The 26,482-nt window shown below is 70.7% G+C and carries 21 protein-coding genes and 1 tRNA gene; 16 read left to right on the forward strand and 6 right to left on the reverse strand.

Annotated features, from left to right (window positions below):
* Positions 1 to 563 precede the first annotated feature (563 nt).
* From IVW53_00535 to IVW53_00555, 5 genes are all read left to right on the forward strand, one after another.
* On the forward strand, positions 564 to 1,073 hold the full coding sequence (locus tag IVW53_00535; GenBank protein ID MBF6604058.1) for a hypothetical protein: 510 nt from the start codon (positions 564 to 566) through the stop codon (positions 1,071 to 1,073).
* 13 nt (positions 1,074 to 1,086) lie between these two features.
* The gene (locus IVW53_00540) at positions 1,087 to 1,701 is read left to right on the forward strand and encodes a SurA N-terminal domain-containing protein (protein ID MBF6604059.1); all 615 of its coding nucleotides are present in this window, start codon (positions 1,087 to 1,089) and stop codon (positions 1,699 to 1,701) included.
* 135 nt (positions 1,702 to 1,836) lie between these two features.
* Complete coding sequence (locus IVW53_00545) at positions 1,837 to 2,232, forward strand: hypothetical protein (protein ID MBF6604060.1); 396 nt, start codon at positions 1,837 to 1,839, stop codon at positions 2,230 to 2,232.
* A 329-nt stretch (positions 2,233 to 2,561) separates the two neighbouring features.
* Positions 2,562 to 3,299 (forward strand): class I SAM-dependent methyltransferase, encoded by a 738-nt coding sequence (locus tag IVW53_00550; GenBank protein ID MBF6604061.1) that lies wholly within the window; start codon positions 2,562 to 2,564, stop codon positions 3,297 to 3,299.
* A 115-nt stretch (positions 3,300 to 3,414) separates the two neighbouring features.
* Positions 3,415 to 3,954, forward strand: coding sequence for a hypothetical protein (locus tag IVW53_00555; GenBank protein ID MBF6604062.1), 540 nt, complete (start codon positions 3,415 to 3,417; stop codon positions 3,952 to 3,954).
* A gap of 95 nt (positions 3,955 to 4,049) precedes the next feature.
* Here IVW53_00555 and IVW53_00560 read toward each other — a convergent pair whose 3' ends face one another.
* The 4 genes from IVW53_00560 to IVW53_00575 all read right to left on the reverse strand — a co-directional run bounded on the left by IVW53_00560 (position 4,050) and on the right by IVW53_00575 (position 8,600).
* The gene (locus IVW53_00560) at positions 4,050 to 4,667 is read right to left on the reverse strand and encodes a hypothetical protein (GenBank protein MBF6604063.1); all 618 of its coding nucleotides are present in this window, start codon (positions 4,665 to 4,667) and stop codon (positions 4,050 to 4,052) included.
* A 250-nt stretch (positions 4,668 to 4,917) separates the two neighbouring features.
* The gene (locus IVW53_00565; protein MBF6604064.1) at positions 4,918 to 5,439 is read right to left on the reverse strand and encodes a hypothetical protein; all 522 of its coding nucleotides are present in this window, start codon (positions 5,437 to 5,439) and stop codon (positions 4,918 to 4,920) included.
* Positions 5,440 to 5,790: 351 nt separating this feature from the next.
* The gene (locus IVW53_00570) at positions 5,791 to 7,746 is read right to left on the reverse strand and encodes an ArsR family transcriptional regulator (protein MBF6604065.1); all 1,956 of its coding nucleotides are present in this window, start codon (positions 7,744 to 7,746) and stop codon (positions 5,791 to 5,793) included.
* On the reverse strand, positions 7,737 to 8,600 hold the full coding sequence (locus tag IVW53_00575; protein MBF6604066.1) for a recombinase family protein: 864 nt from the start codon (positions 8,598 to 8,600) through the stop codon (positions 7,737 to 7,739). Before IVW53_00575 ends, IVW53_00570 begins: the two co-directional genes overlap by 10 nt.
* A 705-nt stretch (positions 8,601 to 9,305) precedes the next feature.
* Here IVW53_00575 and IVW53_00580 point away from each other — a divergent pair.
* On the forward strand, positions 9,306 to 9,746 hold the full coding sequence (locus IVW53_00580) for a hypothetical protein (GenBank protein ID MBF6604067.1): 441 nt from the start codon (positions 9,306 to 9,308) through the stop codon (positions 9,744 to 9,746).
* Between the two features lie 62 nt (positions 9,747 to 9,808).
* On the opposite strand, the gene IVW53_00585 is transcribed toward IVW53_00580, so the two are convergent.
* On the reverse strand, positions 9,809 to 10,390 hold the full coding sequence (locus tag IVW53_00585) for a hypothetical protein (GenBank protein ID MBF6604068.1): 582 nt from the start codon (positions 10,388 to 10,390) through the stop codon (positions 9,809 to 9,811).
* Positions 10,387 to 11,334: a tyrosine-type recombinase/integrase gene (locus IVW53_00590; protein MBF6604069.1), complete on the reverse strand. Its 948-nt coding sequence runs from the start codon at positions 11,332 to 11,334 to the stop codon at positions 10,387 to 10,389. The genes IVW53_00585 and IVW53_00590 overlap by 4 nt, the downstream gene beginning before the upstream one ends.
* A 109-nt stretch (positions 11,335 to 11,443) precedes the next feature.
* Here IVW53_00590 and IVW53_00595 point away from each other — a divergent pair.
* The 10 genes from IVW53_00595 to IVW53_00640 all read left to right on the forward strand — a co-directional run bounded on the left by IVW53_00595 (position 11,444) and on the right by IVW53_00640 (position 26,426).
* Positions 11,444 to 11,518: transfer RNA gene (locus IVW53_00595), tRNA-Lys, on the forward strand.
* A gap of 182 nt (positions 11,519 to 11,700) precedes the next feature.
* Positions 11,701 to 12,939, forward strand: a complete 1,239-nt coding sequence (locus IVW53_00600; protein MBF6604070.1) for a cation:proton antiporter — start codon at positions 11,701 to 11,703, stop codon at positions 12,937 to 12,939.
* Complete coding sequence (gene crcB, locus IVW53_00605; protein ID MBF6604071.1) at positions 12,936 to 13,307, forward strand: fluoride efflux transporter CrcB; 372 nt, start codon at positions 12,936 to 12,938, stop codon at positions 13,305 to 13,307. Before IVW53_00600 ends, crcB begins: the two co-directional genes overlap by 4 nt.
* 13 nt (positions 13,308 to 13,320) lie before the next feature.
* On the forward strand, positions 13,321 to 14,616 hold the full coding sequence (locus tag IVW53_00610) for a DUF190 domain-containing protein (protein ID MBF6604072.1): 1,296 nt from the start codon (positions 13,321 to 13,323) through the stop codon (positions 14,614 to 14,616).
* A 114-nt stretch (positions 14,617 to 14,730) separates the two neighbouring features.
* A complete protein-coding gene (locus IVW53_00615; GenBank protein ID MBF6604073.1) occupies positions 14,731 to 16,725 on the forward strand; it encodes an APC family permease in 1,995 nt (664 codons plus the stop codon).
* Positions 16,726 to 17,114: 389 nt separating this feature from the next.
* The gene (locus IVW53_00620; GenBank protein MBF6604074.1) at positions 17,115 to 18,746 is read left to right on the forward strand and encodes an LCP family protein; all 1,632 of its coding nucleotides are present in this window, start codon (positions 17,115 to 17,117) and stop codon (positions 18,744 to 18,746) included.
* Positions 18,747 to 19,007: 261 nt separating this feature from the next.
* Entirely contained in the window at positions 19,008 to 20,150 is a 1,143-nt protein-coding gene (carA, locus tag IVW53_00625) for a glutamine-hydrolyzing carbamoyl-phosphate synthase small subunit (protein MBF6604075.1), read from the forward strand.
* Entirely contained in the window at positions 20,147 to 23,608 is a 3,462-nt protein-coding gene (gene carB, locus IVW53_00630) for a carbamoyl-phosphate synthase large subunit (protein MBF6604076.1), read from the forward strand. The genes carA and carB overlap by 4 nt, the downstream gene beginning before the upstream one ends.
* A 104-nt stretch (positions 23,609 to 23,712) precedes the next feature.
* Positions 23,713 to 25,047 carry an insulinase family protein gene (locus IVW53_00635; protein ID MBF6604077.1) on the forward strand — a complete coding sequence of 445 codons (1,335 nt, stop codon included), beginning with the start codon at positions 23,713 to 23,715 and terminating at the stop codon, positions 25,045 to 25,047.
* The gene (locus IVW53_00640; GenBank protein MBF6604078.1) at positions 25,044 to 26,426 is read left to right on the forward strand and encodes an insulinase family protein; all 1,383 of its coding nucleotides are present in this window, start codon (positions 25,044 to 25,046) and stop codon (positions 26,424 to 26,426) included. The genes IVW53_00635 and IVW53_00640 overlap by 4 nt, the downstream gene beginning before the upstream one ends.
* The last annotated feature ends 56 nt before the right edge of the window (positions 26,427 to 26,482 follow it).

The raw sequence follows: 26,482 nt of genomic DNA on the forward strand, positions 1-26,482 counted from the left end.
TCGGCGGGGCAGATCGGTCCCGGCATGGTGGCCGGGCGTTGGCGGCCTCCCAGGGCCATCCGGGTTCGAAGCACCGTCGCGACCACCCCGGTCGGCCAGCCGCTCGTGTCCAGGCCGTCCCGAAAGGGCAGCCCTGCCTCAGGCCCGCATTCGTGCGGCGGAGAGTCCGCCTTCGGGCTATCTCAGAAGGAGGGGGCGGTCATTTCGGGATGGGCCGTACGGCCGATGGGGCAGCGTGTCGGCCGGGCTCGACTGGACGAGCGGAACTTATCCGAGACTGACCAAAGTCGGATGCCTGGTAGGTAATCATCCCCATTGACGCCGCCGAGCGGGAGGGTACGGTGGTATTCCACGGCCGAGGAAACGCCGGACTGAACCGGCCTTGACGTCCTGCCGGCGCCAAGCGAAGGAGGCGAGCCGTGCGCCTACACTACGTCAGACCAACGGTGGAAGCGGGGAGGCAAACGGTGAGACCTGCGGCTATCTCGTCGGACGTTGGACAGGCTGCCGTGGCGGACAGACGCCAACCGGCTCTTCGTAGGGTTCGCGCCCGGCTCGCCGTCGTGCCGATCGCGCTCATCCTCCTACTGGCGGCGCCGGGCGCGTCGCTGGCGACCTATTACTCGAACACAGCGAAGGGTTGGTTCTATTACTGCGAACCAGGCGTGTGCACGTTTTGGTCCAGCTGGATCATCGCCGACCTGGAAGAGACTACGACGCTGTGGCACAGTGAAAACCAAACGGAGTACGACATTGCGCCGTTCCAGGACTCCGTCATCCTCCACAACGGTCGAGACATGTACAACGAGGGGCTCTATCCCCTCCCCGGGTATTCCAACGACATCTACGACGCCGCGGGTACCTTGATCCGCTCGGGATACATTCCGAGCGGACCGCCCTGTTGGTCGTACCTCATCAATGGTAACGACTTGTTCGCTATCAGTTGCGACCAGTACGGGTTCGTCATCCCAACCTCTACGTATCCCCCCGGCAGGTCGACGTCGTATTGGTCGTATGTTGCTTCCGGTGCGTCAGGCGGCTTCTTCGCCAGCGCATCCGTCACGTTCCAGTGAGGGGATGGGGATCATGGCAAGTATCGAGCGACGGTCGGTGGCGATTGTGGCGATCGTCTGTGTGGCCATCGCCCTTGGTGTTCAGGTCGTCCTCGCCGGAAGTGGGTTGAATCCCGACAAAACACTGCTCAGTATTTTCACGAGCGATGGTTCAGGTTATCCGTCGGTCGCCGTTCGAATTGACGGTCATCCAATCTCGGGCAAGTATCTGTCGTACGCAGTATCGATGTACGTGCACCAATCCGCGACAAATGGTGCCGCAGTCTCGCCTCAGACGGCCTTGAAGATGGCCATTGATCAGGTGGTGAACCGCCAAGTGGTGTTGGACGAAGCGGTGCGCCGTGGATTCGTTGTGACGGATGCCGAAGTTTCCACGTATCTGGCCCAGCAGGTTCAGGGCGCTCTAGACGCGCCCTCCGCCGATCTCGATGCCGTCCTGGCGGCCAACGGTGATGCGGACCTGGCCGCGTATCAGGCAGACCCCAAGGTTCGACAATCGGCGCGTGATCTGCTCTTGATGCGTAAGCTCGTCGACAGCCTCTCGGAGGGCAACCCAAAGTTCGATTACTTGGCTTGGCGGTCGCAGCTTCGCGCTGCCGCCACGGTCGAAATCTTCGTCGCGCAATAGACCACAAGGGGCTAGCACATCCGGCGTCGACAGGCCGGCCGCGCGGCACTGGCGTGGTCGATCATCACCCTCGCAGCCTGCACCAGCTCCGCGGCCACGAGCCTACCGGCCAGCTTGTCTCAGGGCGATCTGTGCGTGAGCATCACGGCGGTCAAAGGGTCAATGGCGCAGGTTCCGTCCCTGAAAGCGGCGCTATCCTCGCGAGATTGGACCGCCGTCGCGAACTCGTCAGGCACGATCGAGGCGCTGAGCAAGCCCGTGCTCCTGCTCGGCTCAAGAGGTTGGACGGGAGCGCAGAGGACCCTGGGCCTCGAACTGTACGATGCGGCGATCAAACTCCAGGTCGCCTCGGGAACGATATTTGAAGCAGTTTCCGTGTCGCCGACGGACATGTCCAGAATCGCAAGCGGTGCCTCCGTCCTACCAGATGGCCAGGCGGCAGCCTCAACTGCCCTCGCCGATGCCGCCAAGGCGCAGGCACTGGGCACGATTCGTTGTCCCGCACCCAGTAGTAGTCTTGCGGAGCCCTGAAGGAAGGCGCGATCGAGACGCGTCAGGAGGAGATAGCGGCCGGCCCGACGTGATTGGGCGGGCCGCACCCTGTCCTATGCGACCGTGCTTCGGGTGGCATCACCGGACCTTTGCCCACGCATCGCGAGCACGGCCCGCTCCGGAAGGGCCACCTTTCGATCCGACGCGGCAAGGGAGACACCGAGGCCCCCAACGCTCCCGCGCCCGAGCGGTCACGCTGTCCGGTCGGAGCGGTTCCTCCGGGTGTCTCTGCGCACGTTGATCCGCGACGTAGGATCGTTCCGCCTGAGCGAGGCGATGACGAACGTGGGCGGCACCGCGGAGGGAACGTGGGCGAGTTCGACTTCGACACAGTCTTCGACGCCGACGACTACCTGTACTTCTACGAGCCCGTGCTCACCGACGAACGGAGCGAACGCGAGGCGGATCTAGTCTGGCGCCTGCTCCACCTGGAGCCGGGAGCCGAGGTGCTCGATCTCGCGTGTGGTCACGGGCGGATCGCAAACCGGCTTGCGGGTCGCGGTGCTCACGTGACGGGCGTCGATCGTTCCGCCGGGTTCCTCGCCCGCGCACGCGCCGATGCTCACGTGCGGGGGGTCGCTGTCGACTACATCGAGGGCGACATGCGCACGCTGCCCTGGGAGGCACGCTTCGACGCCGCGTTCAATTGGTTCACGGCCTTCGGATACCACGATGACGCGACTGATCGGGCCGTGCTGGCTGGGATCCGCCGCACGCTCCGCCCGGGCGGGCGGTTCGCGATCGACCACGTGAACCGAGATCGCCTGCTTGCATCGTTCCGTCCCGCCTCGCTCATCGAGCGCGGCGACGATCTGATGCTCGACAGCAGCGCGTTCGACCTGCTCTCGGGGCGAATCGAGACCGACCGCATCACGGTCCGCGGTGGCCACGTCAGGCGAGCGCATTTCAGCGTGCGTCTGCTCACTGCTCCAGAGTTGCGCGAGTGGCTCGCAGCGGCCGGCTTTGTTACCATCGAATTCGTCGGGGTTGACGGTGAGTCCTTCTCGGCGGCGAGCCGACGGATGATCGCCGTCGCGGGAGTCTGACGCGGCAGGTAGCCCGGGCCAGATCCGTCCCGGCTTCCAATAACCACCCTGCGTTTCGGGCGCGGCCATGAACTGGCACCTTGTGCTACCTCGCCCAGCACACCAAGATCGGACTGTGTCCGAGCGTCGAGTGCCCATCCTCGTGCTGACCGGCCCGCCGGGGGTCGGCAAGACCGCGATCGCGCTCGAGGTCTCGCTCCGGCTCCGCGCCGCCGGTGTCGCGCACGCGGTGGTCGATCTCGACGCCCTCTCCTGGTGCTACCCCGCCCCTCCGGGTGATCCGTATCGCACCCGCCTGGCGCTGCGCAATCTGGCGGCACTCTGGCCCCACTTCCGGGCGGCCGGCGCGGCCCGACTCATAGTCGCGCGCACGATCGAAACCCGAGCGGAGGCGGACGAGATCGCGTCCGCGATCCCCGACGGCAACGTGGTGGTGGTGCGCCTGCACGCCACACCAGCGGCGCTGTCAGCACGCCTCCGCGCGCGAGAGACCGGGTCGGGGCTCGGCCCGCTGCTGCAGCGGGCCACCGATCTCGCCCGGCGCATGGACCTCGCCCGGATTGAGGACCACCTCATCGAGACGACGGGGTGCTCGGTGGTCGAGGTCGCGACCGAAGTGCTCCGACTCGTCTGGAGCGACGCGTTGACCCGCTGAGCCGATATGACCCCCTGAACCCACCCCTCGTTTCGGCACGCTGCGGTCGTCCGTGGGGACGCGTGGCGGTCCGCGGGTGATGCCCGGCCGGAGAGTCAGTAGTTTCCGGCTCGCAACGACGCCAGCAGGCTCCTGAAGGCCGACTCGTTGGCCGGGAGATCCGAGCCACCGAAGGAGCCGGTGATCCGGATCGCCCAGCCGCCCATCATCGGCAGGACCGTCCAGAGCGTCTCCTTCGCTCCCATCAGGCCTGGCCGGTCGGTTTCGAGCTTAAGGGACTGCCAATTGAGCGTGATGGCCTCACCGCTCGCCGGGCCGATGGGCTGGCCCGCCCTGTCCCCCGAGCTGAACACCACCAGGACATCGTCCGGCCCGAGGCTCGAGAGCGGCGTCAGCGAGCAGAGGACGACGGTGTTCGAGCCGCTGGGCAAGGCCGGATCCGTGCCGGAAGCGCAGGCGTCGGTCGGGATCGCCCGGGTGGAGAGATAGAGGAAGGCGCTCTCCCGATAGGGACTCGTCCCCTGGACCCGCGTCGCGGTCCACGACGAAGGGTGCGTGAAGGAGAGGCCCTGGTAGTCGTAGCGGGCGTTGGCACCGCGAAGGAGAAGGAGGGCCAGCAGCGAGACGACGACCACGAACGCGACGACGGCGAGCACGGGCCGAGGGAGGTGCGCTCGCCTGCTTCCGCGAGCGAGTGTGAGGGCACTACTCATCGTGCTGATCTCCTCGGACCGCCGCCAAGGCGGACGACCGAGCCACTGTGTGCTGCCATCATCGTCCCGTCCGTGAGAAAGGGAAACCCTGCCTGAAAGATGCTCCCCAGTGCGGTGCGACGTAGACATTGATCCCGGCGACCGCCGGAATACTCGCAGAAACGACCACCTTCTGGCGAAGTCAGCCCCCCATTAGTGAGCGCGTGCCAACGTCACTCGATCAGGTGTCGATCGGCTTCGCCCGGATGCGTCACGGGCGCGGCTCTGTCGGCGCCTGCATCGGGCCTTCCTCTTCGCGCGGGACCGCGGACGCTCGGCTCCGGAGCGATAGGCCAATCGTGGCCAGACCGATGAGCAGCATGCCCGCCCCGATGACGGCGGGAGCCTTGAGCGGGCCGTACTCCGCGTGCAGGTAGACCTGGCCGAGGAAGGTCGCGATCGGCTCGGGGAGCGCCGGTGGCGCGCCGTTCACCTCTGTGGCGAACAGCATGTTGAGCGACCCGAGGAACGTGAAGAACGCGCCGACGACGACGTAGGCGAGGCCGACACGGAGGCTTCTCGCCCACCACGCGAGGAGCGCGAGCGCGAGGATGCCGCCGGCGGTCGCGACTCGGGCCGCCGGCAGCGCCAGAGCCCACTCGATGGAGTCGAAGGTGGCCGCCACGCGGTGCTGGATCCCCAGCAGCACGACGGTGTCAAGCCAGGCGGCGACGACGAGGATCGCCGCACCCCCGAGTAGCGCGACGAGCATCCGGATCGTGGGGCCTGACATCCTGTTCCCCCTGGCCATCTGGTTGAGAGTGCCCCCGCCGATGATGTACCGCTCTCCCCTCCGGTTGCAACCATCCACCGGACGGGGCGTGGTGTCCGCCTTGCTAGCGTGCATCAGCCACCCTACAAGGACCTCCTTCTGGGCAGACCCGGACGGGCATCGTCCCCCGCACGAATCAGGGGCCAGATCGGACCTCCCCTTTGGGGCGGCCACTCCGGGGTCACCATAGTCGAGGACGCGGGAGACAAGGTGCAACGGTGAGCCCGCCAGATTCGGCCCCTGCCGCGCCGGGCGATGGCGGGTGGACGTGTCACGGTCCTGACGGCGCGCGGTGCCCGTCGGAGGCCGTGCTCACGCTCGACGCGGGGACGCGCGCCGCGGCGCCGGCCGGGTAAGCGGCGGGAGCCCCTCCGCGGCCAACGCAGTTCCGAGGACGGCGTCCACCGCCGGGCTCCCCCAGGCGAGCAGCTCGGTAGCCCGATACCGATGGCCGGCGCGATCCTCGTACCAGGTCCGGATCTTCGGCTCGCAGACGGGGACGGGCTCCGGGGTCACGATCGCGACGATACCGGAGCCGGCGGGCGCCAGCGCTGCGGCCGTGGCGCGGACCGTGCCGTGGAGCCGATGGAAGAAGCGGCGGCCCTGCGAGCCGAACGTCTCCGCCTCGTACTGCTCGCTCTCGCGGGTCAGACAGCCCGCCGCCACGAGCGCGTCCAGGACAGCCTCTCCGGGACGCGTCGTGCTGCGTCGGCAGAGGGCCTGTATCCCGGCGCGCCGCTTCTTGTCAGCCTGGACGGCCGCCGAGGCAGCCAGCCGGGCGGCCTTGTCGCGCTCCTTGGTCCGTTGGATCGCGTCGGCCGCCTCTCGACGGCGGTTCTCGCGGGCCGTGACCACCATGCGGATCGGGGTGATGACCTCGGGGCCGAGCAGGGCTTCGGGCGTGGCGAAGGCAGCGGGACTCCGGGCGGCGGTGATCGTTACGCGGAGGAGGCGGGCCTTCCCAACGGCCGTGTCCCGGATGGCCGGTTCCTCGGCCGTGAGGTCCGCCAGCCGGGGGATGGAGCGGACCGCGTCGTCGAGCATGCCGAGGAGGCGCTCGCGGGTCCCGGCGAGCTCGAGCGAGGCACCGAGCGACGCCCCGGCCATCGCCGCCTGCTGTCCAGCCTGCACTGCCAACCGGGCGCGGGCGGCGGCCAGCATGCCTGCCGCGGCGGCCGCGGCAGGCCCGACCGTCTGCTCGAAGACGAGCGGCCAGTCGTCCACGACGAACCCCGCCCGGGTCGAGGTGACGAGCAGGTAGTCCGCCGCGGTCGAGACCACCGCGGCGACGAGGTCGGTGGGCAGCGTCGCCCAGCGACCGAGGACCAGCCGGCTCACCGCCTCCACGTCGACGAGCTGCCAGCCCCGCTCGGTCAGGCAGTTCTGCAACAACGTGCGGAGCCCGCGACGAGCGTCGGCGGAGAGATCGGCCGCGGGCGGGGTGAGGTCCGGGCTCACCACTGGCAGCACCACCCGGGCGAGCGCCGCGGCGACGAGGTCGAGGTCCCGGACGACCAGAGCGAGCGGCGCCGTGTCGAGGACGACCGAACGACGCAGGTAGGCGTCGGGCAGGAGCCCGAGATCGCGCTCGGCATTGAGGGTGACGATCACCGTCGCCTGGATGTCGAGCTCGCCATCCTCGCTCTGGTACCGCGACACCCCCTCGAGATAGGCGAACACGGCCCCCCGCTGTTCGGGGCTCGCCTTGTCGAACTCGTCGAACATGACGAGCGGCAGGGAGAGCAGCGGGCTCGGCGTCATCTCCCAGGACGCCGAGCCGGTCTGCACCCGCCGGCCGAGGAGGCTGCCCGGCGTCTCCCGCATGAGGAGGCGGCAGGCCGCGATGGGATCGAGTCCGAACCGCCGGGCGGCGAGCGTGCCGAGGAGCGTCTTGCCGCTCTTCGTCGGACCGAGGAGGATGAAGGCCGGCCAGTTGCTCGGGTAGACATCGCGGAGGGCGCGCCGGGCGATCACCGCGGCCTCGATCAGCCGAAGCATGGCCCGATGCTCCGCCGGGAGGGTGTCGAGGCTGGCGATCGACGCCGTCGGCTCGGGGACCGAGCTGGCCAGCGCGGCCCGCTTGCCGGCTCCGGTGAGGGTCCAGCTGCCCCTCGTCCGCTGTTCGACGAGGCCCCGCTCGCGCAGCCCGGCGAGGTGGTCTTGGACCGTCCGCCGTGACTCGCCGAGCGCGTCGGCAATGGGCGCGCTCCCGCGCTCGCCGGTCGCGAGCAGGTGGAGGATGTTCCTGTCGATCGTCGTCAGCTGCATTTCGCTCCGTCCCCATCGGTGGTCCGCGCTCGCAGCACGGTACCGTGCGCGAGCCGCACCGGCCGGTGCGCGAGACTGGCCGGGCCGGTGCGCGAAACCTCCGGAGTCTGCGCGGATGGCCGGCTGGTCACGCTCGTGGAGCACCCTCGGATTGCGCGAAGCTGCCCGGCGCCGGCAGGGAGGGGGGAGGGGGTGTCGGCGGGCTCCTGTCCGGCCGACTCCCCTGCCGGGTCGGCGGCCAGCAACCGGGCGAGGGTGGCGGTACCGATCCCCAGCCGGCGGGCGGCCTGGCGGCGGGAGAGGTGGCCGGCGGCGAGCTCGGTGCGCACCTTCGGCCAGCGACGGGCGAATACTGGCCGGGCCGTCACCGGCGGTCGGCCGATCCGCTTGCCCTGGCGGGCCGCGTGGCGCATCCCCTCGCGCACTCGATCGGCGATGAGCTCGCGCTCCATCTCGGCCACCGCGGCAAGGATCGTGAAGACGAGCCGTCCGGTCGCGCTCGTCGTATCGAGCTCCGGTTGGGTGAGGGCCGCGAAGCCGACCCCGGCATGCTCGAAGTCACGGAGGGTGGCAAGGGCATGGAGGGTCGAGCGGAAGGCCCGGTCGAGCTTCCAGACCATGACGAGATCGACCTTCCGCTGCGCAACGTCGGCGAGCAGACGCGCCCAGGCCGTGCGATGGGCGAGATCACCGGCCGCTGCCGTGTCGACGTACTCGAGCACCTCCCAGCCGCGCGTCCGGACATAGTCGCGCAGGGCGTCGAGCTGGAGCTCGGGGTCCTGGTCCTTGTCGCGGGTGCTGACCCTCGCGTACAGGGCGACCCGCAGCGGGCGAGGCGTGACGGTGCCGGTCATGGTGCCGCCTCGTGCCGCCGCTTGGCCGACCGGCGACGTGTCGTGGCCGATTTGGCCGCGAGCGCGGCCATGTATGCCTTTCGGGCAGCTTCCGCTCGGGCGACCCGCTCTGCGGGGGGCAGAATGCCGTCGGGGTCTACGTCGCGCTCGAAGCGGTCGAGGAAGGCGCGCCGGCCGGCGGCGGTGTACTCGTGCGGATCGTGGGTCGCGCGCAGGCGCAACCCGCCGATGCGGCCATACAGCTGAGGGAGTGAAGGTCTCCGTGACATGTGCGAGCTTCCCCACCCCGCGCGCAACGGGGCTCCGAAACTCGCAGGGTCCGGCGACAAGCCGGCCCACACCGGGATCCGAGGGCCCACCGTCCCGATCCAGGTGGATCGTCCGGCCAGACCCCGTTCCCGCCGACAACTGCCCGGCGGGCGGCTCCCTTTGCGATGACTTCCTCAGCGACTAGGTCCGCCGTAGTGCCGACGGCCCGCTGCCCGATGGGCAGGTGCTCTCTGCTGAGGAAGCCTGCTATTCAGCTACCGCGGACGCTACACCGCGGTGTCAAGTCCCGCCAGTCCGTTTCCACGCCCATCGTTGATCGCCTGGATCGTTGGGGCCGTCGCACTGTGGCCCGCGGCGCTGATGTGGTGGTTCTGACTCCTCGACGCCGACGACCGGGACGGCTACCTCGACGCCGCACGCGATCGCCTGCGCGCGATGTTCGGCCTGGACATCGCGGACTGGTTGCGCTCGCCCCAGGCGGCCGTCGCCCGTGGTCGACGCGATGAGATGATTGCCTCCGAATGGTCCGTCACCCGCGCCAAGACGCCCGACAGTGAGATCGTGGTCAAGGGGTGGGCCGTGAACGAGTACGCATATGCCCGAGGTCTGGAGGATCGGCTCGCCGGGGTATCAGCTGGCCTCGCCCGCCGTCGTCGCCAGTCCGTTCCCCTCGGGATCCGCGGCCAGAACCGGGCCGTCCGGACCGATGGTGCCCTCGCGCTGGCCTCCGCCCGACAGCGGGCGTTCGGTGGTGTGACGGCCGCCCTCCAGCCGGCCGTCACCGCGTCCCATCTGGCCGCCGGCCAGACCGTGACGATCGGCGGCGCTCAGGCACCAGCCCGTAGAAGCACCTTCCGGGCCCGTCCGCCGGCGTGAGGACCCCAGTATGGTCTCGCCCGGCGTCGTCGCCGGCAGGCCAGCGGCTCGTGTCGCCGCGATCACGACGATCGTGAGCGCGATCGGCGTCGCGGGCGGGCGCGGTCCATGACGACGATGAATGTGGCTGGGGTTGCCTTCGGAAGCAGCGAGTCGGGCGCCGGGTCGCCCGGACGACGGCCGCTGATCCGGAGCCAGGCCCTGCACGCGCAGCGCACCTCGCAGGGCCCACGCGCGGGCTCCCGGAACCAGATCATGCGCCCGGAGGCGTCGGTCTCGGTCTCGCCGGGGTGCGGCCCACTGGGTCGCCAGACGATGCGCGCGGTTCCGTCGGGCTGTGGTATCGGCACGAGCTCGCGCCGTGGGCGTGGGCGCGGGGCCGTGCCCAGGGCGCTGGCCGGCCGCTCGTATACCGGCCGACCGCGCTGGGCGCTCTGCGCCATGTCGAGGGACAGGTCGACGTCGAGCGTGAGCTCGGCGGGGACGAGCGGCGGGTTGCCCTGCGTCGAGGCTCCCTGCCGGCCCACGATCCGGCGGCAGTACGGGCAGCTGAGGTGCCGCAGTCGGAAGGCCGTGCGTCGGCGTCGCGGATCCGGGTACCACTCGCCGTAGCGCACCTCCGCCGCGACGCGTTCCTCGCTCACAGCTGATCGCCCGGGTTGAAACGCCGCGCCGCGGCGATGGCGCGATCGGCCGCCGTCGCCGCGGCGTAGCGTTGGAGCATCGCCCGACTGCGCCAGCCGGCGAGCTGCATGAGATCGCCCTCTTGCATCCCGGCCGCCAGCATGGCGTGAGCGTAGCTGTGGCGAAACTGATGGGGGTGGACGCCCGGCATGCCGGCGGCCAGGCCGCGCTCGCGGACGAGGTGCCCGACCCCCGAGATGGTGAGGCGTCCTTTGCGGGCGATCCAGAGCCAGGGCAGGTTGGCGTGGGCGTGCCGTGCCCGCAGCCGGGTGTAGCGGTCGAGCGCCTTGACCGCCTTCGCGCCCACGTGGGTGGTCCGTTCACGACGGCCCTTGCCGAGGACGCGGATGATCCCCGCGTCGAGATCGACGTCGTTCGTCAGCGGATCATCGGGCGTCCAGCGGAGGTTGGCGATCTCCGAGAGCCGCGCCCCCGTGCCGATGAACGTGCGGATGATCGCGAGGTCGCGGCGGTCCTCGAACGACGGCCCCGCGCAGGCCGCGAGGATGCGGCGCAGGTCGTCCTCGGCGAGGACCGCGGGCGGCGCCTCGGGCAGCTTGGGCTTGCGCATCCGCGCCATGGGACTCTGGCGGATCTCGCCCTCCTCCTCGGCCCAGCGGAAGAACGCCTGCAGCCCGGAGTAGCGATTGAACGCGGTGGCCGGCCGCCAGCGCGCGAGCTGGTCCTCGATGAACGCCTCGACATGCTCGCGCCGGATGGCCGCGAGGTCGGTGGGCATGCCCTGCGCCGCGAGAAAGTCGGCGAAGCGATCGATGCTCGCGAGGTAGGTCGTGACCGTGGCAGGCGCAAGGTTCCCCGCCCGCAGGCCGCGGGCGAAGCTCGTCCGGTTGACGGCGAGGTCGCCGTGGCGTTGAATGGTGGGCGTGGTGGGTCTTGGCGGCATCGCGGGTGTGCCTCTGGGGGGGGGTTCGAAGACGCCCCAGTTTTACGCCCTACGAGCGCCGTAGTCAAGGCAAACCGCAGGTATACGCTCTAGTGGAGCGTGAAACGGCGGGCCGGTAGCTCAACGGTAGAGCAAGTGACTCTTAATCACTTGGTTGAGAGTTCGAATCTCTCCCGGCTCACCATCAGGCCGTGCGCACTCGCCACCCGGCGAGTTGACGCCGGTTACGCCTCTCGCCTAGGCTTCGCGACGGCGATGGTTCCCGCCGAGACGCGCTGCGTCTGAACCGCCCCGGACGGGCTGATGGCTCCTGGACTGCTGAGCAGCCAGGGGCCGTCGTCGTTCCTGGGGACCGGAGGTTCGGACGTGGACAACGTCTATCTCGTCGCCGCCGCCTGGATGGGCCTCGCGCTCGCGGCCAGCCTCGCCTCGATCAGGCTCGGCATCTCTGTCGCCCTCGTGGAGATCGCGATGGGGGTGCTCGCCGGCAACACGGTCCACCTCCAGTCGACCCCATGGATCGACTTCCTCGCCGGCTTCGGATCCGGCCTCCTCACGTTCCTCGCAGGCGCCGAGATCGACCCCGAGTCGCTCCGCCGTCACGCCCGGATCTCGCTCACCGTGGGCGTCATCTCGTTCCTCCTCCCGTTCCTCGTCGCGTTCGGCTTCGCCTACTTCGTGGCGGGCTGGGGCCTTGCGGCATCGGAGATCGCCGGCGTGTCGCTGTCGACGACGTCCGTCGCGGTCGTCTACGCGGTGATGATCGAATCCGGCCTCGCCGAGGTGGATCTCGGGAAGACGATCCTTGCCGCCTGCTTCGTCACGGATCTCGGGACCGTGCTCGGCCTCGGCGTGCTGTTCGCCGACTTCGATCCGCTCCTCCTCGGCTTCATCGCGACGACGACGGTCACCCTCTACTTCATGCCGCGCTGGACCCGATGGTTCATCGTCCATGTGCCGGGCCGGGTGTCAGAACCGGAGATCAAGTTCCTCTTCTTCGTCCTGTTCCTCCTCGGCGGCCTGGCCGCTCAGGCGAAGAGTGAGGCAGTGCTCCCGGCCTACCTCGTGGGGCTCGCCGTTGCGGGCGTCTTCGTCCGCGACCGTGTCCTCGTCGATCGGATGCGCTCGATCGCGTTCGGCCTGCTCACGCCGTTCTACTTCATCAAGGCCGGCCTGTATGTCTCGCTCCCGGCCGTCGCCGCGGGAATCGGCCTCATCGTCGCCTTCCTCGGGCTCAAGATCGCCGCCAAGATCGTCGGCGTGTGGCCCACGAGCCGGGCCTTCGGGTTGCCCGTGCGCGAGGCGAACTACATGACGCTCCTCATGGCGACGGGGTTGACGTTCGGGACGATCGCGGCCTTGTTCGGACTCACGAACGGCTACATCGACCAGGCGCGGTACACGATCCTTGTCACGACGGTCATCCTGTCAGCGGTGGTGCCGACGTTCATCGCGACGAAGTTCTTCGAGCCACGGGCGATCAGCGAACTCGAAACCGCAGAGATCGAGGCCGCCGAGGGGATCGACGCGGACGGGCTCGGCCGTCGTCGGGCGATCCACATCGATGACAGCGCAGGTGGCTCGAGAGAGGTGGAGCCGGCGTGACGTATCTCGCGATCTCGATCGGGGCGGTGCTCGGGGCGAACGCTCGCTACCTCATCGGCGGCTGGGTGGCGGACCGGATGGGAGCGAGCTTCCCGTACGGGACCCTCGTCATCAACATCAGCGGCTCGTTCCTTCTCGGGGTCGCCATCACGCTGGTCACCGAACGGGCGATCGGGCCGTGGTGGATCCGGCCGGGCTTTGCCATCGGCTTCGTCGGCGCCTACACCACGTTCTCCACCTTCAGCTACGAGACGCTCAGTCTCATGCAGGCCGGGAGCCTCGTCGCCGCCGCTGCCAACATCGTGAGCAGCGTGGGCGGCGCGCTCGCCGGCGTGTACCTCGGATCGCTGCTCGTCCGGGCGTTGTGAGGAGGACGGATCGATGCGACCGCACAGTCGGGGTCTTCGCGTCCAGGTCTTCGTCGGCGAGGCGGATCAGGCGGGCCGCATCCCCCGCTACCAGGCGATCCTCGAATACCTCCGCCGGGAGGGCGCGGCGGGCGCCACCGTCGTCCGGGGGGTGGCCGGCTTCGGGGTCAACAGCAAGATCCACACCGCGGCCATCCTCCGTCTGTCGATGGACCTGCCGATGATCCTCACCTGGGTGGATGCACCCGGCCGGGTCGAGCGATTGCTGCCCGGCCTCGTCGAGCTGGCAGGCTCGGGTGTCGTCACGGTGGAGGAGGTCGGTGTCGCGGCGTACGGGGGGCGGCGCCTCGAGCAGCTCCGGTTCGATCTGCCCGTCGGCGACGTCATGACCCGGTCCGTCGTCTCCATCGACGATGCGGCGCCGGTCCGCGCCGCCGTGGGCCTGCTGCTCGACCGGGACTTCCGGGCTCTCCCGGTCGTCGACCGCGACCGGCGCGTCCTCGGCCTCGTCACCAACGGCGACCTCGTCCGCCGCGGGAAGCTCGGGGCGCGCCTGGAGCTCCTCGCCGCGATGAAGGAGGAGACGAGGACGTCGGTCCTCGAACACCTCGATGCCCAGCAGACGGTGCGGGACGTGATGAGCGTCGACCCGACGACGATCCCGGCTGGAGCGACGCTGGCGGAGGCGACGCATCTCATGGCGGACCGCCATCTGAAGCGCGTGCCCGTCGTCGACGGCGATGGGCGGCTGGTCGGGATCCTTGCCCGATCGGACGTCCTCCGGGCGGTGGGTGAGACGTTCCCGCGGGAGGGGGCGGCCCACGAGGACCACGCGGGCGCCCAGACGGTCGGCGAGATCATGCGCCACGACGCGCCGATCGTGCTCGCCGACGCCGAGCTCGGGACGCTGCTCGATGCCGTGACCTCGACCCGCCTCAACCGGGCCGTCATCGTGGACGCGGACGACCGGGTCCTCGGCGTCGTGAGCGACGCCGACATCATCGCATCCGTCGATCCGGCGGCCGCGAACGGTCTCCTCGGCGCGCTCATGCGGACGGCGGGGCGGCCAACGGGTTCCGGACTGACGGCGGCCCGGCTCATCCGGCGACCACTCGTGACGATCGCCCAGACGGCGACGATCGCCGAGGCGGCGCGGCTCATGATCGACGAGCGGCGGAAGGTCCTCAGCGTCACGGACCCAAGCGGCCGATTGCTCGGCATCGTCGACCGGGCGGATCTCCTCGCCGCGACAGGCGAGGCACTGGGGGAGCTCACGGCGTCGCCGGCCGACGACGACGATGACGGATAGGCCGCTCGCCCACTGACTCCGTGTCCGCCTCGACGTCGTCGACGTGAGCGATCACTGAGCCAAGGGGCCGCGCGAGCGGCCGGGTCTCCCGGGAGGTCACGGTATGCTGGACGGATGGAGGAACCGCCGCACCCGCCGTCGCCGTCCCAGCCGATCCCGGGACGTCGACCCGGAGACCGGCGGGTCCGGGTCAACCGGCCGCACTCGACCTATTTTCGCTACGGCGCTCCAGGCGTCCTCGTCGCGCGGCCGAACGCGAGCGAACCCACGGCGCCTGGCGCGCGCCTCCTCGTCCGGCTGCGGCGCCTGGCCTTCGGCGCGCCACTCGCGAGCGAGGATGAGGCCGGGGAGCGGCTCTCGAAGCTCAAGGCGCTCGCCGTCTTCTCGAGCGACATGCTCTCGTCCGTCGCCTATGCGACCGAGGCGATCCTCTTCACTCTCCTCGCGGCGGGCACCGGTGCCTTCGGTCTCATGCTCCCGATCGCCGGGCTCATCGTCACGATCCTCTGGATCATCGTCATCTCGTACCGCCAGACGATCCAGGCCTATCCCGGCGGCGGCGGCAGCTACATCGTCGCGAAGGAGAACCTGGGGACACTTGCGGGGCTCATCGCCGCCGCGGCCCTCCTAACCGACTATGTCCTCACCGTCTCGGTCAGCGTCGCGGCCGGTGTCGCCGCGATCACCTCGGCGTTCCCCGGAGCCCTGAACCACCTCGCGGTCCCGATCGCGACGGTCTGCATCCTCGGGGTCATGGTGGTCAATCTGCGGGGCATCCGGGAGAGCGGCACGATCTTCGCCATCCCGACCTACGTCTTTGTCGTGACGGCGCTCGGCCTCATCGGGGTCGGCATCCTCCGGACCGTTCTCGGCGATACGCCGACGGTGACGAACATCCACGAGGCGACGGTACCCATCCAGTCGCTCGGGATCCTCCTCGTCATGCGGGCGTTCGCCGACGGCTGCAGCGCGATCACCGGGGTCGAAGCCGTCTCGAACGGCGTTCCCGCCTTCCGCAAGCCTGAGGCCGCGAACGCCCGGGCCACCCTCACGATCATGGGCATCCTCGTCGGCACGATGTTCATCGGCATCTCGATCCTCGCCCGCGTGGCGGGGGCGATCCCGTCGACCGATGAGACGATCATGTCGCAGCTCGGACGGGCGACCTTCGGGACCGGACCGATCTACTACCTGCTCCAGCTGTCCACGACCGGGATCCTCGTCCTCGCGGCGAACACGAGCTTCGCGGATTTCCCGAGGCTCGCGTCGCTCCTGGCCCGGGACGGGTTCATGCCGAGCCGCTTCGCGTTCCGTGGCGAACGGCTCGCCTTCTCCACCGGGATCGTCGCCCTGGCGATCATCGCGATCGTCGTCCTCGCCGCCTTCGGCGGCCGGGTGGAGGCGCTCATCCCGCTGTACGCGATCGGCGTCTTCACGTCCATCACCCTGAGCCAGGCCGGCATGGTCCGCCACTGGCTCCGGGAGCGCGGCGCGGGCTGGCGTCGCAGCGCCGTCATCAACGGCTTCGGAGCGGTGTCGACCTCGATCGTCACCGTGATCTTCGCCGTCGCCAAGTTCGCGCTCGGTGCGTGGCTCATCGTCCTCATCATCCCGCTCATCGTCGCGGCCATGCGCTTCGTCCACCGCCAGTACGAGCGACGCCGGGTGGAGATCCACGTTCGCCCCGAGGTCGTCCTCGGGCGGCCGCGGCGCGCCCAGCGCGTCATCGTGCCGGCGCCGGAGGTGACCCGTGACGTCATCCAGGCGGTGAAGTTCGGGCAGACAATGTCGGACGACGTGACCGTCGTCCACGTGACGGACGATGTCGAGCGAGGCGAGGAGATCCGGGACCGGTTCCTCCGCCAGGTGCCCGGCGTGCCGTTCGTCATCGTCGAGTCGCCGTACCGTGCCCTCGTCCGGCCGCTCATCCGGTACCTCGAGATGAGCGCCGACCCGAACGACGTCCTCGTCGTGCTGCTGCCCGAGTACATCCCTCGCCACTGGTGGGAGAAGTACCTGTACAACGAGAACGCCCGACGGATCCGCAACGCCCTGCTCGGGCGTCGGAACATCCTCGTCGCCGATGTGCCGTTCCGGCGGGACGTCTGAGTCTGGCCCGGGGAGGATCAACGCGAGGAAACCGCCGGTTCGGGGAAGTGCCGGGCACGGTGTCGGGGAGGTGCCGGGTCGCGTCTCAGATGGAGGTGCCGGGCACCGGGCACGTCTCAGATGCGCATCGGGGGAACGTTGGTGCGGCCGGCGGCCGATCCGAGAGGTGCCAGGCCCCCGCTGGGCGTCGGATCCGTCTCGCCCGTTCGGTGGATGAGCGGATGAGACGATGACCACGGTGGGAGCGCTCCATCCCGGATCGAACGTTCCCCCGATGAGCGGATGAGACAGCAGGCGATCGGTCGCGGGCGCCGAGACGCAGGTCGCGGGCGGCGAGACGCAGGGGGTCCGGCTCCGCGGCGGCCCTCTGGTAGGATGCCGGCCGCCGCATGACTGACCTTCCCAACCCGACTCCGCCGCGACCCGACGCGCCGGTCGGCGCCCGCGCCCGCTACGGCGCCGCGATCGCCTCGAGCCTCATCCCGGGACTCGGCCACCTGATCGTCGGACGACGCCGCGCCGGCGTCGTGTTCATCGCGCCGCTCCTCGTTGGGCTCATCGGACTCGCGATCGTCGTCGCGACCCAGCCGATCGTGCGGAGCGCGGCCTACCTCGCCGACCCGGCCGTCATCGGAACGATCCTCGTCGTCGAGCTCCTCGTCCTCGCCTGGCGCATCCTGGCGGTGGGGACGGTCCTCCTCGATCCACGATTCCCGAGACTCAGGCTGCGCGACGCGACCCCGCTGGTCCTCCTCGCGATCTTCGTCGTCGCGCCGCAGGTCGGCTTCGCGGCGGCCACGGCGACCCTCCGTGACTCGGAGGCCCGGATCTTCCAGCCCGCGACGTCCGATGCCGGCGCGCCGTTCCCAACATTCGCCGCGGCGTCGCCGGCCGCGTCCGCCGCTCCCGGCGCGACCGCGAGCCCGTCAGCGGGACCCTCCCGCCTCACCGTGCTCCTGCTTGGGATGGACTCCGGCGTCGGGCGGACGACCGCACTCACGGACACGATGATCGTCGCGTCGCTCGACCGGGTCGCGAGGACCGTGACGATGGTCTCCGTGCCGCGCGACATGGTGAATGTCCCGCTCGCCCGCGGCGGATCGTTCTATCCCAAGATCAATGGTCTCGTCTCGTACGTCGCCTATCACCCGGACGAGTTCCCGGGCTACGGCGGGAACGGGCAGGCCGTCCTCGCCGGCGCCCTCGGGACGCTCCTCGGCGTCCACATCGACTACTACGCCCAGGTGAACCTCGGCGGCTTCGTCGCTCTCGTCGACAGCGTCGGCGGCGTCGACGTCGACGTCGACCACGCCCTGTGCGATCCGACCTACGACGAGTACGGGTACGTCCGCTCGTACTTCAGCATCGGCGCCGGCCACCATCACCTCAACGGTGACGCGGCGCTCGCGTTCGCCCGGATCCGCAAGTCCGCTGGTGAGAGCGACTTCACGCGCGCCGCCCGGCAGCAGCAGATCCTCGTCGCCCTCCGCGACCGGATCGTCCACGGCGGCTTCCTCGACGACCCGCTCGGGTTCCTCCGCGCCATTGGCGACACGATCCAGACGAACATCCCGCCGAGCCTCCTGCCCGACCTCGCGCCGTTCGTCTCGGGGATCGATCGATCGCGGGTTTACGAGACCGTCATCAGGTATCCGCTCGTCCATCCGACCGTCGTCGCGGACCCGCGCGGCTCGATCCAGATCCCGGACGTGGCGGCGATCGCACGGCTCGGCGTCTCGCTGTACACCGCGCCCGGGGTCATGCCGGATCCGGCGTTCGTCATCCCGCCGCCGACGACGACGGCGGCGGGACCACCGGCGGCCGCGCCGACCTGCTACGCGCCGCAACCGACACCGAAGCCGACGCCGCGCCCGACACCCGTCGCCAGCGGCAGCCCCGCCGCCAGCGGCAGCCCCGCCGCCAGCGGCAGCCCCGCCGCCAGCGGCAGCCCGGGCCCGAGTGCCTCGCCCGCGGCCTCCGCGTCCCTGACGGGCGCCGGAGCGACCGCGTCGCCGCCGTGAGCATCCGTGGCGTGAGCACCCGTGCCCGCGAGGCGACCTGCTACCCTAGCGACGTCCCTTGACAGCCGGTCCCGTGAGGCCGGCGGACCGGTCCCGTGAGGCCGGGAAGGAGGCTCGTCCGATGTCCGCGGCCGCCCTCGGCACCTCGGTCCGGTGTCCGCCGGTCGACGGTCCCACGTTTCCGCCCGAGCCCGCCATCCCGTCCCCGATCGCGTGATCGCACCGCCGCGCGCCCGATCGGGCGCCATCGTGGACCCCCGGATCGGCGACCACGGCCCGGCCCTCCTCGCCCTCGAAGACGGCACCGTCTTCGAGGGGATCGCATTCGGCGCCCCGTCCTCGGCCGGCGGGGATCTCGTCGTCAACACGAGCCAGACGGGCTATCAGGAAGTCTGCACGGACCCCTCCTACGCCGGTCAGATCGTCGTCATGACGTACCCCCTCATCGGCAACTATGGTCGGCTCGTCGATGACGATCAGAGCGCCCGCCCGTGGCTCCGCGCCCTCGTCGTGGCGAACGCGACCGCCGCGGTCCTCGACGACGCCCGCCAGCTCGCGACGCTCCTCCGCGAGACGGGCGTCCCGGCGATCGCCGGGGTCGACACCCGGGCGCTCGCCCGGCACCTGCGCGCCCACGGCTCGCTCCGCGCGGTCGTCACCGCGCCGACGATGGTCGACGCCGCTGCCGCACGGTCGGCCGCGGCGGCCGTGCCACGTTGGGAGGACGAGGACTTCGTGGCGGCGGTCTCGCCGGCCGAGATCCGCGAGCTCGGCGCGCCGGGGGAGGGCGGCCCGCTCATCGGGCTCGTCGACTACGGCTCGAAGGCGAACATCGCCCGCTCGCTCCGGCGGCGCGGGGTGCGCGTGCGGTTCCTTCCGCACACGATCGACCCGGAGGCCGCCCTCGCCCATGACATCGACGGGCTCGTGCTGTCGCCGGGCCCCGGCGATCCCGCTCGCCTGCATGGACCGGTCGCCCTGGCCCGGGCGGCGATCGCCGACGGCCGGCCGCTCCTCGGGATCTGCCTCGGCCATCAGATCGTCGCCCGGGCGGCCGGCGCGGAGACGCGGCGGCTCCGATTCGGCCACCACGGGGCGAACCACCCGGTCCGCGACATCGACCTGGGCCTGGTCCAGGTCACCGCCCAGAACCATGAGGTGACCGTGGACGGCGCGACGCTCCCGCCGGGCAGCGGCTTCCACGTGAGCCAGACCAACCTCAACGACGGGTCCGTGGAGGGCCTCCGGCACCGCGAGCTGCCGATCGAGACGGTCCAGTACCACCCGGAGGGAGCGCCGGGACCGCTCGACGCGCTGGCGGTCTTCGATCGCTTCGTCGCCGCGGCGACCCTCCACCTGGCCGCGAGAGGTACGGGCGCCGCGAGGGGTGCGGACGCCGGATGACGAGACCCGCCTCCGTCCTCATCCTCGGCTCCGGGCCGGTCGTCATCGGCCAGGCGGCCGAGTTCGACTATGCCGGGACGCAGGCCTGCCGGGCGCTCCGCGCCGAGGGCGTCCGGACGATCCTCGTCAACAGCAACCCGGCGACGATCATGACGGACCCCTCCGTCGCCGATGTCATCTATCTCGAGCCGCTCACCGTGGAGGTCGTGGAGGCGATCATCGCCCGCGAGCGGCCGGAGGGCCTCCTCGCCGGGCTCGGCGGTCAGACCGCGCTCAACCTCGCAGTGGCCCTCGCCCGGGCCGGCGTCTTCGAACGGCATCCGATCCGTCTCCTCGGCACGCCGCTCGAGGCGATCGAGATGGCCGAGGATCGGGAGCGGTTCCGTGACCTGCTCGACCGGATCGGACAGCCATATGCCCCGTCCGCGATCGTCGCGGGTGCCACGCCCGACGAGCGGCACGACTCGGAGGCTCGAGCGCTCGTCGAGATCGGGCTGCCCGCGATCGTCCGGCCGGCGTTCACCCTCGGCGGCACCGGCGGGGGGATCGTCGGGACGGAGATGGAGTACCACGAGCGGGTCCGCGCCGGCCTCCGCGCCAGTCCGATCGGGCAGGTGATGGTGGAACGCTGCCTCGTCGGCTGGCAGGAGATCGAGTACGAGGTCATGCGCGACGCGGACGATACGTGCATCGCCGTCTGCTCGATGGAGAACGTCGATCCGCTCGGCATCCACACCGGCGATTCGATCGTCGTCGCGCCGGTCCAGACGCTCACCGACGCGGTTCACCAGCGGCTCCGGAGTGCCGCCCTCGCGATCATCCGGGCACTCGGCGTGGAGGGCGGCTGCAACGTCCAGTTCGCCCTGTCGCCGGACGCCGCCGAATACGCCGTCATCGAGGTCAACCCGCGGGTCAGCCGTTCGTCCGCCCTCGCCAGCAAGGCGACCGGCTATCCGATCGCCCGGGTCGCCGCCCAGATCGCGATCGGCAGACGACTCGCCGAGATCCCCAACGTGGTGACCGGCACGACCGTGGCCGCGTTCGAGCCGGCGCTGGATTACGTCGTCGTCAAGCTGCCGCGCTTCCCGTTCGACAAGTTCCCAACCGCCGACCGGAGCCTCGGCAGCCAGATGAAGGCGACCGGCGAGGTGATGGCGATCGACCGCACGTTCGGGGCGGCCCTCAACAAGGCGCTCCGCGGCATCGAGCAGGCGGGTGCCGGCCCGCTCGCGGAGGATCCGACCTGGATCGCGGAGCTCGGATCGATCGCCCGGGCGGCTGGCCTCGACCCGGACGACCCGGCGGAGCTCCTCGCCCGCTTCGGCGGCGATGCCGCGGCCTGCGAGGCGTTCCGCCATGCGGAACGGACGTCGTATCCGATCCGCCTCCGATCGTTCCTCGCCCCCTCGGACTCGCGCCTGTGGCGGATCCTCGCGCTCCTCCGGCGCGGCGTGCCGGAGCGGGACGTCGAGACCGCCACCGGGATCGCGCCGTGGTTCCTCGCCGAGATGGGACGGAACGTGGCGCTCGAGGCTGAGGTCGCCGCGATGGGCCCGCGGCTCCTCGATCCGGCCGATGAGTCGGCCATGACGCTCCTCGCGACGACCAAGCGGGCGGGCTTCGGCGACCGCGAGCTGGCCGGCCTTGCCGCGGTGGAGGCCGCGGCCATCCGGGCCACGCGCCTGGCCGTGGGCCTCGTCCCAGGCTACGCGATGGTCGACACGTGCGCCGCGGAGTTCGCCGCCGAGACCCCGTACTTCTACGCGACATACGCCGCCGCCGGGTCGCCTCCGGAGGCACCGCCGACGCCACGCCCGGGGGCGCTCGTCATCGGCAGCGGCCCGGTCCGCATCGGCCAGGGGATCGAGTTCGACTACTGCGCCGTCCAGGCGGCGGACAGCCTCCGCCGCGCCGGCTGGAGCGCCATCATGATCAACTCGAACCCGGAGACCGTCTCGACGGACTTCGACGCCTCCACCCGGCTGTACTTCGAACCGCTCGATGCGGAGTCCGTCGAGAGCGTCGTCGATGCGGAGACGGCGCCCGGCGACGAGCCGCTTCCGGCATTCGTCCAGTTCGGCGGCCAGACGCCGCTCAACCTGGCCGCCGCGCTCGCCGCCGCCGGCATCCCGCTCCGCGGAGCGAGCCTCGAGACGATCGACCAGGCGGAGGATCGGGTCCGCTTCGCCGCCCTCCTCGACCGCCTCGGCATCCCCCAGCCGGACGGCGGGATGGCCCACAGTGTCGAGGAGGCGCTCACGCTCGCGGAGCGCATCGGGTACCCGGTGATCATGCGACCGTCGTTCGTCATCGGCGGCCTCGCGATCGACCTCTGCTACTCCCCGGAGGACCTCGTCCGGCAGCTCGCCGCGGCGACGGTCGTCGATCCCGACCGGCCGGTGCGGATCGACCGCTACCTCGAGGGGGTCGAGGTCGACGTCGACGCGGTCGCCGACGGACGGGACGTCCTCATCCCGGGACTCCTCGAGCACGTCGAGCGGGCCGGGGTCCACAGTGGCGACTCGGTCGGCCTGTTCCCGCCGCAGAGCATCAGCGCTGGCGACCAGGAGCTCATCGTCGCGTCCATGGAGCGGGTCGTCCGTGCGCTCGACGTCCACGGCCTCGTGAACGCCCAGTTCATCGTCCGCGAGGATGGCGTCTACCTCATCGAGGTGAACCCGCGGGCGAGCCGGACGGTCCCCTTCATGTCCAAGGTCACCGGTGTCCCGATGGTCGATCTCGCGGTCAGGATCGCCCTCGGCGCGACCCTCAGCGAGCTCGGCTGGCGGAACGGCCTGCTCGCGCCGCCGCCGTTCGTCGCCGTCAAGGCGCCGGCGTTCTCGACCGCCAAGCTCCGCGGCGTCGATCCATCCGTCGGGCCGGGGATGCAGTCGACCGGCGAGGTGATCGGCATCCACGAGGATGTCCGGGTCGCCCTCGCGAAGGCGCTCGTGGGCGCGGCGCTCGTCCCGCCACGGCTCGCGGCTTCGTCCGGCGAGGCGTCAGTCGCCCTTATCTCGATCGCCGACCGCGACAAGCCACTCCTGCCTCGACTCGCCACCGCGCTCGGTCGGGCGGGGTATGCGCTCGCCGCCACGCCGGGGACCCGCGCGGCGCTCGCCCGCCTCGGCCACGCGGCGAGCGCCGTCGCCAAGCTCGGCGCGACGGCTGGGCCCGACGAGACGCCCATCCTCGACCTCATCGCGGCCGGAACCGTGCGTCTCGTCGTCAACACGCCGACGCCGCGGAGCGGTGCCGTCCGCGACGCGGCCGAGATCCGCCACGCCGCGACCGCCGAGGGCATCCTCTGCCTCACCGCCATCGAGACAGCGGTCGCGGCCGCCGAGGCGCTCGAACCCGAGATCGCGGCCGCGTTCGCGGATGTCCGCTCGCTCGCGGAGTGGGTCCCCACGCGGGCCCGCACGGACGGTCCGCTCGCGGTCGCCGGCCGGACCTGACCGCGGATCGGGCCCGGCGGTCCTGTCTGAGCGCGGGGGCCATACAATCGCGAACGGCACCGCGTTCCTCGAACACGGTCCGGCCCACAGGAGCCAGAGCACCCATGCCGATCCCCGCCGTCCGCTTCACGGACGAACGTCTGCCGAACGGTCTCCGCTACATCATCGCGGAGGACCACCTCGCGCCCGTCGTCGCCGTCGACATCTGGTACGACGTCGGGAGCAAGCACGAGGTCCCGGGCAAGACCGGATTCGCCCACCTCTTCGAGCACGTCATGTTCCAGGGCAGCGCGCATGTCGGCAAGGCCGAGCACATCGCGCTCGTCCAGGCGGCCGGCGGCACGATGAACGGCACCACGTGGCTCGATCGCACGAACTACTTCGAGACGATGCCCTCGCACCAGCTCGAGCTCGCCCTCTGGCTGGAGGCCGACCGGATGGGGACGCTCCTCGACGCGCTGTCCCAGGAGAACCTCGACAACCAGCGCGAGGTCGTGAAGAACGAGAAGCGCTGGTCGTACGACAACCGCCCGTATGGGACGTGGAACGAGAAGCTCCAGGCCCACCTCTACCCGCCGGAGCACCCCTACCACCACCCGACCATTGGCTCGATGGCCGACCTCGATGCAGCCTCCCTCGACGACGTCAAGGCGTTCTTCCGGACGTACTACGCGCCGAACAACGCGGTCCTCGCGATCGTCGGCGACGTTGATCCGGCGGATGCGCGACGCTGGGTCGCCCGGTATTTCTCCGCCATCCCCGCCAATCCGGCGATCCCGCCGCTCGCTGACCTGCGCCTGCCGCCGACGCTCGGTGGCGAGCATCGCGAGATCGTCGAGGATCGCGTCCCGTTGCCGCGCGTCTACCTCGGCTTCCGGGCCCCCGTCTTCGGCGACCCGCGTTTCGACGCCCTCGAGGTCGCGTCGCAGATCCTCGCCGGCGGGAAGGGCAGCCGCCTGTACCGGCGCCTCGTCCGCGACGAGCGAGTCGCCCAGGACGTCGTCATGTTCAGCCTCGGGTTCATCGGCGGCGCCTCCGTGACGGCGGGTTGGGCGACGGTTCGACCGGGCGTCGCGATCGCGCGGGTCGAGGCGCTCTTCATCGAGGAGCTCGAGCGGCTCGGCCGGGAGCCGGTCACGGCGGACGAGCTCGCCCGGGCCAGAGCCCTCGTCGAGACGGACGAGCTCGGAGCGCTCCAGCGCGTCGAGGAACGGGCGGACCGGCTGGCGATGTACGCGACGTTGTTCGACGATCCGGACCTCATCAACCGCATGCTCGGCCGGTTCCTGGCGGTCACGCCGGACGCCATCCGGGCGGCCGCCGCGGGTGTCTTCCGGTCGGACAACCGGGCCGTCCTCACCTACGTTCCGGCGACGGCGCCGGCCGACGCAGCGGCGCTCGACGCCGCCGAAGCGGTCGACGACGAGGCCGCGGCGTGACGGACATCGTCATCCCGACACGGCCGACACCCGGCGAGCCGCGCCCGTACCACTTCCCGGACTTCGAGCGTCACCGACTCCCCAACGGTCTGACCGTGATCACCGTGCAGGTCCCGGGGCGGCCGCTCGTCAGCGCGACGCTCGTCCTCCGCAACGGCGCGGTCGATGAACCGGCCGCCCATGCCGGCGTGACCGTGCTCGCGGCGCGCGCCCTGTCCGAGGGGACGAAGCGCTTCGACGCGATCGCCCTCGTCGAGGCGTCCGAGCGGATCGGCGCGTCGCTCCACGCCGAGACGAGCTGGGACACGATGTCGGCCGGCGTCGAGGTCCCGGCGGATCGACTCGAGCCGTCCCTCGAGCTCCTCGCCGAGATGGTCGGCGAGCCCACCTTCCCGTCCGCCGAGGTGGACCGCCTCCGCGAGGAGCGTCTCAACGACCTCCTCCAGGCCGCGGCCGACCCGCGGAGACGGGCGGACGAGGCGTTCACGGACACGATCTACACCGCCGAGTCGCCGTACCACCGGCCGGCCGGCGGGATCCGGCCGACCGTCGAGCCGCTCGTCGACGAGGACCTCCGACGAGCGTGGGCGCGGGGGATGGTGCCGCAGCGGATCGTCCTCGTCGTCGGCGGCGACCTCGCCGGACTCGACGTGCCGGCGATCGCCGAGCGGCTGTTCGGCGGCTGGTCGACGGCGCCCGGGACCGTCGATCACCCACCGATCGTCGCCAGTCCCGCACTCGAGGCCCGGCTCGTGCGCCTCGTCCACCGCGCCGGAGCGGTCCAGACGGAGATCCGGGTGGGGCATCCGGGCCTGTCGCGGCGGATCCCGGACTACCACGCCGTGTCCGTCATGAGCGCGATCCTCGGCGGCCTCTTCAACTCGCGGCTCAACCGGAACCTCCGCGAGGACAAGGGGTACACGTACGGTGCCGGCGCGGGCTTCGACCTTCGCCGTGCCGCCGGCCCGTTCGTCGCCAGGGCGGCCGTCAACACGGACGTCACGGTACGGGCGATCCGGGAGATCCTCATGGAGCTCGACCGGATGCGGACCGCGGCCGTCGAGGAGGACGAGCTGCGGGCCGCCCGCGACTTCCTCGTCGGGGTCTTCCCGCTCCGTTTCGAGACACCCGGCCCGGTCGTGGGCTCGATCGCCGGCCTGGTCGTCCACGACCTCCCCGACGATGAACTCGCGACGTATCGGTCACGGATCGAGGCCGTGACGGCCGCGGACGTCCTCGCCGCGGCACGCGAGCACATCCACCTCGAACGCGCCGGGATCGTCCTCGTCGGGGATGCCGACGCCATCGGCCCATCGCTCGAGAGCGCCGGATTCGGACCGCTCGAGATCGTCCGGGAGGATTCTCCGGGAGGCGCCTGAAACCTTTTTCACGCCGGCAGTCTCGGACGAGATGTGACCCCGGTCGCCCGGCTGGT

The organism is Chloroflexota bacterium (assembly GCA_015478725.1).
In the GTDB taxonomy this organism is placed as follows: Bacteria; Chloroflexota; Limnocylindria; order Limnocylindrales; family CSP1-4; genus C-114.

Excerpts from the sequence above, each read along its gene's own strand:
- IVW53_00540 (MBF6604059.1), top strand. The coding sequence starts at position 1,087 with ATGGCAAGTATCGAGCGACGGTCGGTGGCGATTGTGGCGATCGTCTGT.
- IVW53_00615 (MBF6604073.1), top strand. The coding sequence starts at position 14,731 with ATGGAGGAACCGCCGCACCCGCCGTCGCCGTCCCAGCCGATCCCGGGA.
- IVW53_00635 (MBF6604077.1), top strand. The coding sequence starts at position 23,713 with ATGCCGATCCCCGCCGTCCGCTTCACGGACGAACGTCTGCCGAACGGT.
- IVW53_00570 (MBF6604065.1), bottom strand. The coding sequence starts at position 7,746 with ATGCAGCTGACGACGATCGACAGGAACATCCTCCACCTGCTCGCGACC.
- IVW53_00620 (MBF6604074.1), top strand. The coding sequence starts at position 17,115 with ATGACTGACCTTCCCAACCCGACTCCGCCGCGACCCGACGCGCCGGTC.
- IVW53_00575 (MBF6604066.1), bottom strand. The coding sequence starts at position 8,600 with ATGACCGGCACCGTCACGCCTCGCCCGCTGCGGGTCGCCCTGTACGCG.
- IVW53_00565 (MBF6604064.1), bottom strand. The coding sequence starts at position 5,439 with ATGTCAGGCCCCACGATCCGGATGCTCGTCGCGCTACTCGGGGGTGCG.
- IVW53_00590 (MBF6604069.1), bottom strand. The coding sequence starts at position 11,334 with ATGCCGCCAAGACCCACCACGCCCACCATTCAACGCCACGGCGACCTC.
- IVW53_00610 (MBF6604072.1), top strand. The coding sequence starts at position 13,321 with ATGCGACCGCACAGTCGGGGTCTTCGCGTCCAGGTCTTCGTCGGCGAG.
- IVW53_00580 (MBF6604067.1), top strand. The coding sequence starts at position 9,306 with ATGTTCGGCCTGGACATCGCGGACTGGTTGCGCTCGCCCCAGGCGGCC.
- IVW53_00560 (MBF6604063.1), bottom strand. The coding sequence starts at position 4,667 with ATGAGTAGTGCCCTCACACTCGCTCGCGGAAGCAGGCGAGCGCACCTC.
- carB (MBF6604076.1), top strand. The coding sequence starts at position 20,147 with ATGACGAGACCCGCCTCCGTCCTCATCCTCGGCTCCGGGCCGGTCGTC.